Raw genomic sequence first — 14,881 nt, 5'->3', positions numbered from 1 at the left:
GAGAGATAGTTAGCTCAGAGAGATAGAAGGATTGTTCAGGTGCTCGCGCAGCAGCCGCTCGGTCAGGGTGCGCAGGTCTTCGCCTGTCTTTGGCAGGGTGAAGGCCTTGGCTGTTTCGTTCCATTCCAGCTTGAAGGAGGTCGACTGCGCGGAGATCCAGACCTGCCGGACGGGTGTGTTGGGGGTAAAGACGAACTTCGCGCTGTCGTCCTCGAAGAGCACGTTGAGGACGCCGTTCTTCTCTTCGGCCTCAAAGCCGCCGTCTTCCTCGGCACGGATAAGGGCTTGCTTCAAGGCTTCGAGAGCCCGATCGGATTCGTGGCGGAAAGCAATTTCGTCGATCATTGGACTCAGTGTAAATGGACGGAGGTTGCAGGGGTGTCAGGAGGAAGGCAAAAGCTTTAACGCAGAGGTTGCTGAGGTTTCGCGGAGGGCGCCGAGTCCTGTTGCTTCGTTCCTGTCTAAAAGCTCGGCAGATCGGTCGTTAAACGTATATCTTGGTTGGCTATACAGGAGTTGGTGCGGAATGCCGGAAGAGAAGAAACATGTAGTGAAGAAGCCCATCAGCCAGAAGGCCCTGGCGGAGTATTTAAAGCTTTCGCCGAGTACGGTCTCTCTCGTGATGAACGATGCCCCGCGCGCGAAACTGATTCCTGAAGCGACGCGGCAACGGATCACCGATGCCGCTGCAAAGTTCGACTACCGTCCTGACTTCTACGCAAAGTATCTCTACTCCAAACGCAGCCTGACTGCAGCCGTGGTGCTTCCGGAGATTCGCGACCCCTATGTTTCAGCCATTCTGTCCGGCATTGACCGCAAGCTGACGCAGGAGAAGTACCTCTACTTCACGGCGACCCACTATGGCCAGGAGGATCTGATCCGCGAATATCCGCGGCGCCTCCTGGAGCGCGCGGTCGAGGGCTTTCTTCTGATCAACACGAAGCTGGCCTCCGACCCGGGCAGACCGGTGGTGATGGTCGGCAGTTCGCCCAAGGTGGAAGGGGTGCCGAGATTCGCGCTGAACAATCATCGCGGCGGGGCGCATGCCATGGAATATCTCGCCGGGCTTGGACACCGGCGCATTGCAGTCATCAAGGGCCATCGATGGCGCGCAACCACGGGCCAACGTTTCCAGGGTATCTCCGATGCCGCCAAGGAGCACGGCATCACGCTGGATGAACGGCTGGTCAAGGAACTGCACTCGGGAAATACCCCTCCTGAGGCTTCAATGCCTGAGGAAGGCTACCGCTGCGCGCTCGCTCTGCTGGCGACGAAGCTTCCGTTCACCGCGTTGATTGCCTTCAACGACGTGACGGCGATTGGAGCTATCCGCGCCTTTCGTGAAGCCGGTTTGCGGGTTCCTGAAGACATCTCCGTTATCGGGTTCGACGACATTGAGAGTGCGGGCTACCTGACTCCCAGCCTGACTACGCTTCGTCAACCGTTGGAGTTGATGGGAGAACTTGCCGCCGGGCACCTGATTGGGATCATCGACAGAGGCGAGCGGCCGCTCTCGGAGATCCTGGTCGACCCAGCTCTGATCGAGCGCGAATCGACACGGGTGTTGAAGGTCCGTTCCAAGGCCTAGGATGGTGAGTCATTAGTTGATTGAAGAATGAGGGTCTGTTCAGCCCAGCGCGAAGCGCGCTCCCTGATGCTTCAGCATCAGGGAGACGGAGGGAGCCGTAGCCTTTAGGCTACGGAATTCAGGCTTAGCGAAGATGTGGCCTTTAGGCCCGGGCCTTCTTTCGGCTGCGAACAAAAGGCCCGGGGCTTTAGAGGGTGCTGAAGAAGTCTCTAGGTTTTAAACAGGGTGATTTGGTAGGAAGGAGTCATGCGTGGAGACGAGCAGCAACAGGAAGAGATGTTCAGCTACGGGAGCCTGAGCCAGCGAGTGCCGTTGGATCATCCATTGCGGCGAGTGCGAGCGATGGCCGATGAGGTGATGGGGAGCCTGGAGACGCGATTTGAGGGGATGTATTCGCGGATGGGGCGTCCGTCGATACCGCCAGAGCAGTTGTTGCGTGCGCTTGTTTTGCAGATGCTGTACTCGGTGCGTAGCGAGCGGATGCTGGTAGAGCAGCTGGAGTACAACCTGTTGTTCCGCTGGTTCGTGGGTCTGGGCATGAACGACCGCGTGTGGGACGCGACCAGCTTCACCAAGAACCGAGAGCGGTTGTTGTCGGGGGAGGTGGCACAGGTGTTCTTCTCTGCGGTGGTGGCGTCGGCGCGGCAGCTGCGGCTGTTGTCCGATGAGCACTTCACGGTGGACGGCACGTTGATCGAGGCGTGGGCTTCGGAGAAGAGCTATCAGCCCAAGGCTGGCCCGCGGCCGCCTAAGGGCAAGGGCTCAGGCCATGGTGGAAGCGTGTTGAAGTCTGACACCCACGAGTCGAAGACCGATCCGGAGGCGCGGCTGTATCGCAAGGGTATGCGGATGGGCTACCGTCTGCGGCACATGGCACACGTAGTGAGCGAGAACCAGCATGGGCTAGTGGTGGCTACCGAGGTCACCACCTGTTCTCCCACCCAGGAGCGAGTGGCTGCTGTGCGGATGATGCGGCGGCTGAAGCAGACGGTGAAGCCGAAGATCGTGGCTGCCGACAAGGGCTATCATGAGCAGGACTTCATAGGCGCGATGCGGCAGATGGGGGTGGAGGCGCATGTGCCGAGATACAGGTGCAAACGTCCCTGCCTGGTCGATCCGGCGCTCTATGAACAACCTGAGTACGCCGTGAGCCAGAAGAAGCGGAAGTGGGTAGAGCGCTTCTTCGGCTGGCTGAAGACGACCGCGAACCTGGCCAAAACAAGACACAAAGGGCATCGCAAGCTGCACTGGAACTTCACCCTCGCCGCTGCCGCCTACAACCTCGTCCGCATGGCCAATCTCACCGCAGTCAGCTGAGCTCCCCCCAAAAAACACCACTCTCAGAAACACCTAAGCGGCAAACTCGGCAAAAAATAACGCAAATCCTCAACCCCAAAAACCGTCAGCCATCTTCGATAAAGAAAAGGCCACTTCTTCAGCAGCGTCTGAAGCCCAATTCTTGCCTAGCTCTGATTCCGTAGCCTAAAGGCTACGGCTCCCTCTGTCCCGCGACGCCAAAGCGTCACGGTGCGCGCTCCGCGCTATGGGGTAATGCTGGTTCTTCCGCGAATGAATGACTCACCACACTAGGGCATGCCATCTCAATTGGTTATAAATCTCTGCGCACTTCCACGTCTAAATTCGCCTCGGAGTGATCGGACTGCCGGGCGACGGACGGCGAACGATGCTTATAAAAGCGCTTACTTTGGTTCTTTTCATTGACGCATCGGAAGTGTGTTGATAGTGTTTCGTGCGTACATCAAACATCAATTGGTTCTGCGTCCTAATGTTGCTCCTTTCGGAGGTATGCCATGAACGCACGTAAATCGATCTCGATCCTCACGATCCTGCTGACTTCATTCTTTTTTGCACTCTCGGCGCACGCGCAGGCCGTCAATGGAACGCTGCTTGGAACGATTACCGATCCCACAGGGGCGTCGATTGCCAACGCAAAGATTGTTGTTACCGAGTCCAAAACCGGTGTCGTCCATGAGTCGCTTACCAACGACAGCGGTAACTATACCGTCCCTGACCTCCCTTCCGGCACTTATACCGTTGCTGTAACCATGAAGGGTTTCAAGAATGAGGTCCGTGAGAACATCGGTCTTGAACCCAACACCACTGTGCGTGTCGATGCCGCTTTGACCACTGGCAGTACGACGGAGACGATCACGGTGACCACAGCGCCACCCGAACTCCAGACCGATCGCGCGGATATCTCGACCACGATTGAGCAGCACCAGATCAGCAACCTTCCCCTGAGCAGCGGCAACAGCTTTCAATCGTTGCTTAATACGGTTCCGGGCATGGCTCCGGTGGTCTTCAACAACTCTCAATTCTTCAATGCCAACAACGATCTTTCTGAAAACGCGAACGGTCAGTCGTCCTATGTGAACCTGTATCAGATTGAGGGTATCGACGACGATCAGCGTACCGGCATTCACATCATCCTGGTGCCGCCGGCAGCTTCGATTCAGAGCGTGGATATCACGACTAACAACTTCGAGGCGGAGCTCGGCCGCGCTGTGGGTACGGTGGTCAACGTCACCCTGAAGTCAGGAACAAACGAGTTCCACGGGTCGGTCTTCCAGAACATGGAGAACAACGGAGTCAACGCCCGTGGCTACTTCTCCGCCGGCCCCAATGGGCGACTGGTCTACAACTACACTGGCGGTTCCATTGGAGGACCTGTCCTGAAGAACAAACTATTTTTCTTCGGCGACTTCCTGCGCGTCTCCGATCATGAATCGTCAACCGTCACTACGACCATTCCGTTCTACAACGTGACAGGCGGCAACATCAATCTGAGCGGTTACACCGGTCAGGTGTATGACCCGAATACGGGAGTTACAAGTACCTGCAGCGGTGCAGCGGCCTCTAACACCTGCGGTACCGGACGAACTCCCTTTGCCGGCAACCTGATTCCTCTATCCAACCCGGGAATCAGCAAGATCGGCCTGACCGTTCTGCAGGACCTCGACGCTATTGCGAGAAATCCGCAGCTGAACCTTGCGTCAGGAGCCTACATCGGGGGCCAGACAACGAATAACTTTTCTCAGAATAGCCCTTTCAGTAAGGACTCGATCAGTTATGACATCAAGTCGGACTATGCCATCACCGCAAAAGATCACTTGACCGGACGGTTTAGCCATCAGACAACAAACACCTTTCAGGCGCCTCTCTTCGGTTCCTTTCTCGGCGGTCCAACGGGCGGCGGCTTTGAAGCCACCGGAGTTGCGACAGCTTACAGCACGGGTTTCAACTACGATCACATCTTCTCGCCGAAGCTATTCACGGAAGCGCGTGTCGGCGTAGCCCACCTGCGTAACTCCGCACAGCAGACAGACTACGGCAGCAATGATGCGGCGACCCTCGGTATCCCCGGCAACGGCCCGAATGGAACGGACAATACGCCTACGAGCAGCGGCCAGGTAGCGTTTCAAGTCAGCAACTTCGCCGGCAATGGAGAGAACGGTACAGGGAATCCGCTGATCGGCTACTCGCAGTCACTGCCGTGGCTCCGTGCAGAGTCGAACATTGATTTCGTCAATATCTGGACCAAACTGCTCGGCAACCATACGTTGAAGGCCGGAGGCGACGTCCGTCGCATCCGCGACGATCTCCTGCAAGGAAATATCAACGCCGCAGCGGGAACTTTTTACTTCTCCGAGAACCAGACCTCCGCACCGGGCGCCACTACAGGGCTAGCCAACGATGTTGCGAGCGTTCTGTTCGATGTTCCGTACCAGGTCGGCCAGGACACGAACAGCACCTTCCCCGCCTTCCGTCAGAACTGGCTATTTTTCTTCGTCTCCGACAAGTGGCAGGCCACGCCGAAACTGACTTTGGATATCGGTCTCCGCTATGAACTCTATCCCCCGGCGACGCCGCGCAAAGCCGGTGGCTTCGTCAACTACAACCCCTCTAACAATCAACTCGTCGTGGCTGGTCTGAACGGAAATCCTTCCAACCTGGGGATGCAGACGGACTACAAAAACTTCGCTCCACGGCTCGGGGCTTCTTATCGTGCTTCGGATACTACGGTCGTGCGTGCCGGCTTTGGTGTGAGTTATGTTCCCTTTGTAGACAACAGCTACGCTTATAACTATCCGATCAAGACAAGTACCGACTACACCAACACGCCAATCTATGGGTCTGCCCTTAACCCGGCGGGCGGCGTCGTTAACTTCATTACTGGAGTTCCGGCTACCCCGACCGTTGCCTTTGGATCGAACGGAACGCTCGCAGAGAGTGCGGCCAACGGCACGATAGGGCTGGGGAACCTTTATATCCCGCTCAACTTCAAGAATGCTTATGTCTCGTCCTGGAATGCGGTGGTCGAGCAGGCGCTGCCGGGAGACACCTCGTTGCAGATTGCGTATGTAGCCAACCACGGTACGAGGATCGATGTTGCGCAGAATATCAATGTTCCCAGTGTCTACGGGCAAGGTGCGGCCTACGATCCGCTCAATGTCGCCTTCGGTAAGACCGCGTCGGTAACGGAGTACTTTTTAGGCTATTCGACGAATTACGAGTCGCTGCAGGTAGAGCTTAGACACCGCTTCGCGAAAGGCTTTGGATTTACCTCGGCCGTGACCTGGGGTAAGTCGCAAAACTATCAGACAGGGCCTCAGGATGGAAACCTGCTCTTTTATAGTGGCCCTGCTCATCGCAACTACAGTGTGACGGACTTCGATCGCAGGCTTAACTACGAGCAGACCATTACCTACGAACTACCCGCCGGGAGGGGCCACCGTTACTTCAACTCCGGTGTTGCGTCGTATCTCCTGGGAGGATGGAAGGTATCGGCCATTATCTCGGCGCTCTCTGGCCTGCCCTTCACGATTACAACCTCCAGCGTTACGCCGGGAACCACCCAGACGGTGAATCAAACGGCTCCCTACCGGGTAACCCATAGCGTTAATGGAAAGGGCAGTGTTGCCTGGTTTAACCCGGCCTCTTTCTCTGCACCTGCTGCCTGTACTCCCTACTCTGCGGCCAACCCTGTTCCGTGTGCAGTCGGCAACACGCAGCGCAATCAGTTCCGTGGACCGGGCTATTTTTCAGACAACCTGTCGCTCTTCAAGAGCTTCCCGATCCATCACGAAATCTTTTTGGAAGCGCGTGTGGATGCGTTCAACATGACCAACACACCAGCATTCGGCTTGCCTAACTCCAGCCTGGGATCGAATCTGGGAAAGATTACTTCACCCCTGGGCAGCGGTGTCGGTAACGTCAATGGTGTTGGTGGCCCGCGTGTCCTTCAGGCGGCGGTCAAGATTACGTTTTAGGGAAGCTTTTCTATATGTCCCCAGCCCAGGGCGAAGTCCTGGGCTGGTATAGCGTAGCCACTTCGGGGCTTAGACTATCGGCCAAACAACCTCTGTGCCATTGGGTAATTTGCCTTAGCTCTTCGGATGAATGAAATACACCAGGCCAAGATAGTCGTCGGTCAACAGGAAGCTGTCCGGGCCAAGTTGTAGAAGGCCGCAGGGGCGTCCGTGAATAACCGGTTTGCCGTTCTCCATGGTGAGAAACCCGGTCATGAAGTCGCGCGGTGTGTGGTCGCCTGGCGTAAACCGCGTGAGTCGGTAACCCGTAGCGATGCGTGGATGTCCCGCACCATGCAGCGCGACGAGGAAGCTGCCGTGGAGTAGAGAGTTGTTCCCATCAAAGTAGGCCATGCCGAGCGGTGAGCTGTGAGCGGCAAAGGTTGTGTACGCTGCGGGGACCTCCTTGCAGGAGGTAAGGGGCGGAGGGATGGTTCCGAGGTCGGCGTTCGGGTCGACCGACAGGGAGTGTCCCCCTCCCGCTGCCAGCAGCGTTCCAGCCTCGGCAAGCACGGGACGGTCCGCCAGGGTGCGGGGATCGTCGGGGCCGGGGGTCTCGGGCAGGGGCGTGGTGTCGAGCGTAGGCTTGCCGTGGGCGAAGTAGCAGGTGGGCCAGCCGTAGTTCACGTTGGAAGGCGTGCCGGGACGAACATTCGCAACGACGCCAGGCTTGGCGTTCGAATCGAGCTCGAAGAAAGAGTCTTCGGGCAGCGTGTCGCCGAGGTGGTCGTCGCCCATGTTGCTGGCGAAGAGCGAGCCTCCGTCGAGGCCTGGGATAAAGCGCAGATCCACGGCGTTGCGCAGGCCGTGCGCCAGAAGCTGCTGGTGGGAGCCGTCGGGGTCCATGACGCTCAGCGTGGCGCGGATGACCTCGTGCTCGCGGCAGTAGTCGCAGGAGGAGCCTGCGGCGATGTAGACACGCGTCTGTCCGTGCAGCGTGGCGATGGCGACGGTGCGGGTCAGGTGCCAGCCGCCGTACTTATAGTTCAGGCCGTAGTCGGGATAGTGCGTGAGGATCTGCGGGGCAGAGCTCGGGGCGTTGTCGCCGGGGTTGTACTTGTAGCGCAGCAGGCGATCGGTGAGCGGGAGATAGAGCCACGTCTGGTGGGTGGCGGGATCAGTCCAGAAGGCCAGGTTATTGGGATTGCGCAGGTGATCGAGATAGTGCGTGACATGTGCGAAGGTGTGGGTCTTCTCGTTCCAGCCGTCGAGGATAAAGACGGAGCCCTGCGTGTTATCGGCAAGGTTGTACATGCCGGTGGCGAAGATGCGGCCGTCAGGAGCCTGCGCAAAGAAGCGCACACGATGCAGGCTGCTGGCTGCGACGTTGATCTCGAACTCCTGCGGAAGCGAGAGGGTGATCGACTTGCCGGGCGCATAGGTCAGGGTGTGCGCGACGTTATGAGACGGGGTCTGAGCCTGTAACGACAGGGGAAGGATACAGGCGGAGAGGAGCAGGAGTTTGGATAGGAGATTCATTCAGAGGAGTTAGATGGGATTAAGGCGGACTGGGTCGCCGGCTTTTACTTCATACAGGGGCCCGAAATCGCAGTCGGCTCAAACCGCAATGCGACATCGGAGAAGAGGAAGGGCTGGCAGGAGAAGTTACGCAGGTGCGCATCTTCGTAGGCGCGCGAAGTGCCCAACGGGTCGGCAGCCTCATGCGCTGACAGGTGGCCGGTGGCGGTGACCAGGGTGAAGTGCTTGGCGGGGTCCGTGGGGTCGGGCTGGAGCCAGCGATGTACGATGTTGCAGCCCCCTGCTGCGTCCGTGCGCTTGCCCACGGAGGCCGAGGTGCAATCGCGCGCGCCCGAAGCGAAGTTCATGGTGATGACGGCGCGGTTGTTGAAGATACGCAGGTGCGCTTCGTTCTCGGTGTAGTTGCCCTTGTTGTCGGTCGCCAGCGCACGGAAGACGGCCTGGTAGCGGTCCTGCTGCAGCAGCGAGCGCGTGGTGTGGGCGAAGGTGGCGGGCGTTGTCCTGGGGTCCTGGAAGGTGTCGGCGACGAAGACGGTGGCGATGCGCCGCCAGTTGTCGCCATCGGGCATCAGGATGGCGGTGACGATGTGCTGATCCATCTCGACCGTCAGCATGGCGTCGAGATCGTCGCTGCTGCCGAGATCGGCGAACTCCAGTTGGATGGAGTGCGGCATGCCGGTATGGCCGCGCTGCAGGTATTGGCTGGGAACTCCTACTGCGGAGAGGGCGGCCGCACGGGTACGGTCGTCGTCGGAGCGGAGCTGGCGCGTGAGTGACTGCGGCGCAGGTACGCCATAGTTGACGGCGACGAACTGGATCGCGCCCATCCCCGAGCTGGCAGGCGTAATCGCCTGAGGACCGTTTGCCGGGCGCGCCGGGGTTCCGGGAGGCGCTGTAGGGGGCGAAGAGCTTCCGCTGTGGCGCTGGGCCAGCGCCACGGGAGCCGCAAGGGCAAGGGCAAGAACGATAAGGCGAGACACGCGCATGAAGTTATTAAAAAAGCATAAACGGAACAGTCGCCGATCGCTGTAAATCCCCGGTCAATCGGTAGGACGATGAAAGCAGGTCGTGAGCTCGAACTGCGCAGCGAGCGGAAAGGATGTCTGGCACGAAGACGGTCTGAGTCTGACTGCGAGACTCAATACCGAAATGCACACTCTCACGATACACTGCCAGGCGTTTTAGCGGCCTCTTCCTCTCGCTTCGTTAGAATTGGTTTCCCGATTTTCAGAGCAGAGGTTAGACCTCCAATTTGTTGGAGGCCGCAACCTTTGCATACCAATAGCCGGAATCCTTAATAGTGCGTTTCTGATTGCGGAAATCGGTATAGATCAAGCCATAACGCTCGGTGTAACCTTCGGCCCATTGGAAGTTGTCAAGCAATGTCCAGGCATGAAACGCACGGACTCTGGCTCCATCGGCAATGGCGCGAGCCAGCTCTGCAAGCGTTTCACGATACCACTGAATCCGGCGGCTATCCGGAACCCGGCCGTGCTCTTCGTCTGGACTATCGAGATAGCCGCAACCACTCTCCGTGATCTCGATGAAGGGATGGTTGTACTCTTTCGAGATCTGCGTGACCAGATCGTAGATGCCACGTGGCCATACTTCCAAACCAGCCTCTGTCAGCGGGCCCTCTGTGGGCATCACTGCTGAAAGCCCGGTGTAGGGATCGCGCGCACAGGCAGAGTCAGATTCAATCTCAGTTCCACTGAAACCACCGCCAAAACAATGCGCGTGGCTTGCATCGGAGACGATGCGGCGCGTGTAGTAATGAAGGCCCACCCAGTCCAGCGGCGCATATAAGATCTTCTCGTCGCCGGGCTTGAACCCCATGATCTCGTAGGGAGGCTCGCCAATGAATGCGTTTGGATATTTGCCTTTCATGGCGGCCTCAAGAAAGAACACGTTGTTCATGGCGTGGTAGCGCGCGGCGGCTGCTCGATCCGCCTCGGAGTTCGTCTTCGGGTAGGCAGGCGCCATTTCATAGGCACTCCCCACGGTTGCCTTCGAAGAGGCTGCTTTAATCGAACGATGCGCCTCTGCCTGCGCCAGTGCAAGCGTATGGGCTGCTTTCAGAAAGTCGGGGAAACTGCTACGGCAGGGTGGAGAGGAGCCGGCGGCATATCCCATGAACGCGATGGCCCACGGCATGTTGAAGGGCGCCCACATCGTAATTCGATCGCCAAGATGTTTGGCGAGAATACCGGCATAGTCCGCAAAGTAGTTGGCCAGGTCTCGGTTGGGCCAGCCTCCGCGATCTTCCAGCGCCTGGGGGAGGTCCCAATGGTAGAGCGTGCACCACGGACGGATTCCGGCTGCGAGAAGCGTGTCGACGAAGCGGCTGTAGTGATCCAGTCCCTTCATGTTCGGAGCACCGGTTCCTGTTGGCTGAATCCGTGGCCAGGAGATTGAAAATCGATAGCTCTTCTGATTAAGGCGTTTCGCCAGCGCGATGTCCTGTGGGTAGAGGTGGTACTGATCGCAGGCGACATCGCCTGTCACGCCTCCTCTTACTTTTCCAGGTGTATGGGTGAACCTGTCCCAGATCGATTCGCCCTTGCCGTCCTCGTTCCAGGCGCCTTCATTTTGATAGGACGCCGTGGCTACTCCCCACAAAAAGCCTTCGGGAAAGCGTGCTTTCTGTATGACGGAATCGGGCACCGATCCGGGGACTTGCTCTCCGGAAAGGAGCGTCGTGGCATGGCTAAAGGGCTGATGCAGCACGGCGCCCGCAACGGCAGCCAGAGAACGAGTGGCAAATTGGCGGCGATTCATCATCTCTCCCGTTCAACCCGAGTAAGACTGCTCTCTCGGGTAAAACGGTAACAGACGGCGACCGAAGAGCGCATCCGCCATCTTGATGGGTGCGCTCCGGCAACAGGAGATTTGCTCTAACTACACCGCTTCCGGGGCAGCGGCGTTCAACTTGATCTCTACAGTCTGGGAGCCGAGTCGCAGATGCTGCGCTGTAAGCCTGACCACTCCTGACGCTTCCCGGGCCCGCACCCAGACCGCGCAGGTTCCGCCGACCAGAGCGATGGGATTGTCCCCGATCAGCTCGCCTGGGCCTTCCAGGCTGAAGGTAATGGGATCGTTTGCCGAGGGGTGGACGTTGCCGAACTCGTCCGTCACGCGCAGGACAACTCGCGTGGCATCCGCACCGTCCGCCCAGAGGACTTGATCGTCAGGCAACAGCATGAATTTACTGTCGATCCCATTGCCGGAGAGCGTTCGGGAGATCACCTGCTTGCCGTTGAGGTAGCCGTCGATGCGAAGGTCGCCCCAGCGAAAGGTGAGGTTCTTGTTGTCGAGGGTGTCCAGATCGAATGCGAACGGAGGGTATTTGAGATGGGCGAACTCCGTGCGGTCGGGATCGACCTCTACAAGGAGCTTCCATGGGTTGGAGGGGTCGCTTTTCTCCCGGAGATAGCACTTGAGATGGTCGCAATTGGTGCTGACGAGTGCCTTCTTGAAGCCGACGGACTCATCGCCCTTTGCCCAATGGAAGGCAGGTTCCAGGACGATCTCCTCTGCCGGATCGCACTGCGATTTATAAAATCCCGCGGCGGCCTTGGGCTCGCGGAAGATGTCCATCACCCCGTGGTAGCAGATGCGATCGCCGGAGCCGAAGTTGGCATGGGTGTTGTAGTCAAAGGCGCACCAGCCAATGCCGCCCGCGTACTGCGGATTCGACGCCAGTTGGTTGTGGATTCGCGCATGGCGCAGTGTGTGCTCGCGCTGGCGTTCGTCATCGTCCGTCGTCTTGGTGGGATAGGTGTGGCCCACGAACTCGGTATTCAGGTACAGAGGATGATTGGGCTCGCGAAGGGGAAAGCCGAAATCGTTGATCGTAAAGACGTCTTCGAGCAGCTCCGATTCCTTGAAGGCGCGAATCCCGCCGGTCTGCCGCGTCGTGTCGAGCGCGTGGGCCAGCGTGTTGGTGCGGGTATAGAAATCGTGATCGTCTTTGGACTCATTGATGCGAACGCCCCAAAGAATGATGGACGGGTGATTCCAGTCCCGGCGGATCATGCGCCCCACGTTATCGATCGCGATCTCTTTCCACGGCTCCGGCCCGATGTGCTGCCACCCGGGAATCTCTTCGAGCACCAGCAGGCCGATCTCGTCGCAGCAGTCCAGAAAGTGTCGCGACTGGGGATAGTGCGAGGTGCGTACGATGTTGCAGTGCAACTGGTGGCGAAGGATCTTCGCGTCCTGACGCTGCGCTCGCGCCGGCATCGCCTGCCCGACGTAGGGGAACGTCTGGTGGCGGTCGAGGCCTCTGAGCTTCACGATCTTGCCGTTCAGTGAAAAACCATGGTCGGTGAAGATCGCCTCGCGGAATCCGATTCGCCGAGTGTCCTCGTCGACGACGCGGTCCTCCTGTAGGAGCTTCACGTGGACGGTGTACAGCTTCGGTTGTTCCAGTTGCCAGAGCTCGATGCCCTTGAGATTGGAGAGCGTTACCGTATGCCGAGCCGAGTCGCGTGCCGTTTCGGTGCTTAGATAGACCGGCGCATTGGTCGTTGGATCCATTGAGGCATTGGGATCGCCGGCCTCCGACGGCTGCACGATCTGGGTCCCTTTTGCGATTACACGATCCTGGTCCCGCAGTTCGACTTCAAGCGAAAGAGAGCCTCTTTGCGTTGAGCGGCCGGCAAGAAAGCAATCGACGTCGAGAGAGGGGGACGAGCTGAGTACGTTTTTGGGCTTGGCAAAGATGTTATCGAGGAAGGTCTCAGGGACGACACGAAGCGAGACCTCGCGATAGATGCCTCCAAAGGTCATGTAGTCGATTTCATAGCCAAAGGGAGGGATATCGTTGCGCTCGGTCGAGTCGACCTGCACGACGAGCAAGTTCTCTCCCGAGGTGCGCAGGTAAGGCGTGAGCTCAAAGGAGAAGGGAGTAAAGCCGCCCTTGTACTCTCCGAGTGCGTGGCCGTTGATCCACACGGTCGAGGCGGTCATGACGCCTTCAAAGTCAACGAAGACGCGCTTGCCGGAGGCGTTGGGCGGGTACTGAAAGCGACGCCGATAGGTGGACTTGAACTCGTAGGCCCGGTCATCGAAGTTGTGCCAGGGCAGCCGTACCGTAGTGTGCGGAAGGACGATGCGTTCAAAGCCTGCGTCGTCAAAGCCAATAGACTCCGCTCCGTCAATCGCAGCGGCCTTGTAGCGCCAGCCACGGTTGATCGGCAGAATCGCCCGCGAGGACTGGGCAGGTTCGGAGGCCAGGAGGGAAGAACTTTTAAAAGCGGCTGCGGTAAGCACAGCACCGCTGGTCTTGATGAAGTCACGTCTGCGCATAAAGAGGATGTCGACCTATAGAGAAGAGACTATCAATCAAGATAAGGCCGCAGGGACGTCCCGTATAGGAGACGCCCCTGCGGCCTTTATGACTACCAGGCGATTTTGGCGGGAAAGAACTCGGCGAACAGGTCGTCGTAGTAAGGCTTGATCGCCGCTATGTCAGGCTTCGTGTGGCCTTTGGAGTAGAGGTCGTACACGTTGAATTTATTCACCCACTCCAGCATCTCGACATCGTGCTGGCTCATGAGGTGCCTGTAGGCGCCGTGCCGATGCGCCGAGTAGAACGAGTGATAGCGCAGCATGTAGAGCGACTCTTCGGGCATATAGTTCTTCATCACTTCGCCGATGTAGCCGTCGTGACCGAACGACATGTGGACGTTCTCGAGCCCGCAGTTCGGTTCGTAGATGCCGTACTTCGTCTGGTACTCGGGCTTGTGAAAGTCAGGATTGGCCTTGAAGTACTCGGGATAGACGATCTGATCCGAGTAGGCGCACCCGACCGGGAAGGTATCGCCCACAACGCCCCATTGCGGCTCGCCCCACAGGCAGAGCACCTTGCCGAGATCGTGAATGAATCCCGTCAGTACAAACCAGCGCGGATGGCCGTCTTTGCGGATGGCTTCCGAGGTCTGCAGAAGATGCTCGATCTGGGTGAGGTCCGTGTCCGGATCGCTGTCATCCACCAGGGTGTTGAGAAACTCAGCGGCTTCCCAGATGCTCTTCATTCCCTTGTCGAGGCCGAAGTACTGCTTCTCTTTGGCCAGGACGTAGTCGAGCGTTTGATATTGGTGGTTCAGGCGATAGAACTCTGCGACGCCGGGGTTAGCCTGCGCGTCATACTGCCGGAACTGTTCTTCGGTCTTGCCTTCCTGGTAACGGCCGACAAGAAACTCATCCCACTCGTCGATGTCTTTCAATGGAGCATCGGTAAAAATTTTTGTATCCGCAACCGTTTCCATCGTGTCCCCCTTGGACGCCTCGCAAACTGCGTTACCGGTAACTATAGGGGGAACAGACGAATGTTGGCAACTGGAGAGCGAGACCTAATGTGGCAGTTGTTTTTGCCTTTGCTTTTCTGGTTGTCATTCCGAGCGAAGCGAGGAACCTGCTGTCTCCCGTTCTTTGTTCGTGTCACATAGAAAACTATGAGATAGAACTGGAGCCAGGTTTG

General features: G+C 58.1%; 9 protein-coding genes. 3 read left to right on the top strand and 6 right to left on the bottom strand.

Annotated elements, in window-relative coordinates:
* Positions 1-9: 9 nt before the first annotated feature.
* The gene (cyaY, locus tag ACIX8_RS18925; RefSeq protein ID WP_014266990.1) at positions 10-345 is read right to left on the bottom strand and encodes an iron donor protein CyaY; all 336 of its coding nucleotides are present in this window, start codon (positions 343-345) and stop codon (positions 10-12) included.
* A gap of 181 nt (positions 346-526) precedes the next feature.
* Here cyaY and ACIX8_RS18920 point away from each other — a divergent pair, with 181 nt between their 5' ends.
* The 3 genes from ACIX8_RS18920 to ACIX8_RS18910 all read left to right on the top strand — a co-directional run bounded on the left by ACIX8_RS18920 (position 527) and on the right by ACIX8_RS18910 (position 6,879).
* A complete protein-coding gene (locus ACIX8_RS18920; RefSeq protein WP_014266989.1) occupies positions 527-1,588 on the top strand; it encodes a LacI family DNA-binding transcriptional regulator in 1,062 nt (353 codons plus the stop codon).
* Between the two features lie 246 nt (positions 1,589-1,834).
* On the top strand, positions 1,835-2,905 hold the full coding sequence (locus ACIX8_RS18915) for an IS5 family transposase (RefSeq protein ID WP_014263964.1): 1,071 nt from the start codon (positions 1,835-1,837) through the stop codon (positions 2,903-2,905).
* 494 nt (positions 2,906-3,399) lie between these two features.
* Positions 3,400-6,879 (top strand): carboxypeptidase regulatory-like domain-containing protein, encoded by a 3,480-nt coding sequence (locus ACIX8_RS18910; RefSeq protein WP_014266988.1) that lies wholly within the window; start codon positions 3,400-3,402, stop codon positions 6,877-6,879.
* Positions 6,880-6,993: 114 nt separating this feature from the next.
* On the opposite strand, the gene ACIX8_RS24795 is transcribed toward ACIX8_RS18910, so the two are convergent.
* The 5 genes from ACIX8_RS24795 to ACIX8_RS18885 form a co-directional block, all read right to left on the bottom strand.
* Entirely contained in the window at positions 6,994-8,397 is a 1,404-nt protein-coding gene (locus tag ACIX8_RS24795; RefSeq protein ID WP_014266987.1) for a PQQ-dependent sugar dehydrogenase, read from the bottom strand.
* 44 nt (positions 8,398-8,441) lie between these two features.
* The gene (locus ACIX8_RS18900; RefSeq protein WP_014266986.1) at positions 8,442-9,383 is read right to left on the bottom strand and encodes a hypothetical protein; all 942 of its coding nucleotides are present in this window, start codon (positions 9,381-9,383) and stop codon (positions 8,442-8,444) included.
* A 253-nt stretch (positions 9,384-9,636) separates the two neighbouring features.
* Entirely contained in the window at positions 9,637-11,178 is a 1,542-nt protein-coding gene (locus ACIX8_RS18895) for a GH1 family beta-glucosidase (protein WP_223295386.1), read from the bottom strand.
* Positions 11,179-11,295: 117 nt separating this feature from the next.
* The gene (locus ACIX8_RS18890; RefSeq protein WP_014266984.1) at positions 11,296-13,707 is read right to left on the bottom strand and encodes a glycoside hydrolase family 2 protein; all 2,412 of its coding nucleotides are present in this window, start codon (positions 13,705-13,707) and stop codon (positions 11,296-11,298) included.
* Between the two features lie 92 nt (positions 13,708-13,799).
* Positions 13,800-14,669, bottom strand: coding sequence for an inositol oxygenase family protein (locus ACIX8_RS18885; RefSeq protein WP_014266983.1), 870 nt, complete (start codon positions 14,667-14,669; stop codon positions 13,800-13,802).
* Between the last annotated feature and the right edge of the window lie 212 nt (positions 14,670-14,881).

This window comes from Granulicella mallensis MP5ACTX8 (assembly GCF_000178955.2).
In the GTDB taxonomy this organism is placed as follows: domain Bacteria; phylum Acidobacteriota; class Terriglobia; order Terriglobales; family Acidobacteriaceae; genus Granulicella; species Granulicella mallensis.
This window is presented reverse-complemented; position numbering and strand designations above follow the sequence as displayed.

What these genes read in the sequence shown, in the direction of transcription:
- cyaY (WP_014266990.1), bottom strand. Translation starts at nt 345, where the DNA reads ATGATCGACGAAATTGCTTTCCGCCACGAATCCGATCGGGCTCTCGAA.
- ACIX8_RS18920 (WP_014266989.1), top strand. Translation starts at nt 527, where the DNA reads ATGCCGGAAGAGAAGAAACATGTAGTGAAGAAGCCCATCAGCCAGAAG.
- ACIX8_RS18915 (WP_014263964.1), top strand. Translation starts at nt 1,835, where the DNA reads ATGCGTGGAGACGAGCAGCAACAGGAAGAGATGTTCAGCTACGGGAGC.
- ACIX8_RS18910 (WP_014266988.1), top strand. Translation starts at nt 3,400, where the DNA reads ATGAACGCACGTAAATCGATCTCGATCCTCACGATCCTGCTGACTTCA.
- ACIX8_RS24795 (WP_014266987.1), bottom strand. Translation starts at nt 8,397, where the DNA reads ATGAATCTCCTATCCAAACTCCTGCTCCTCTCCGCCTGTATCCTTCCC.
- ACIX8_RS18900 (WP_014266986.1), bottom strand. Translation starts at nt 9,383, where the DNA reads ATGCGCGTGTCTCGCCTTATCGTTCTTGCCCTTGCCCTTGCGGCTCCC.
- ACIX8_RS18895 (WP_223295386.1), bottom strand. Translation starts at nt 11,178, where the DNA reads ATGATGAATCGCCGCCAATTTGCCACTCGTTCTCTGGCTGCCGTTGCG.
- ACIX8_RS18890 (WP_014266984.1), bottom strand. Translation starts at nt 13,707, where the DNA reads ATGCGCAGACGTGACTTCATCAAGACCAGCGGTGCTGTGCTTACCGCA.
- ACIX8_RS18885 (WP_014266983.1), bottom strand. Translation starts at nt 14,669, where the DNA reads ATGGAAACGGTTGCGGATACAAAAATTTTTACCGATGCTCCATTGAAA.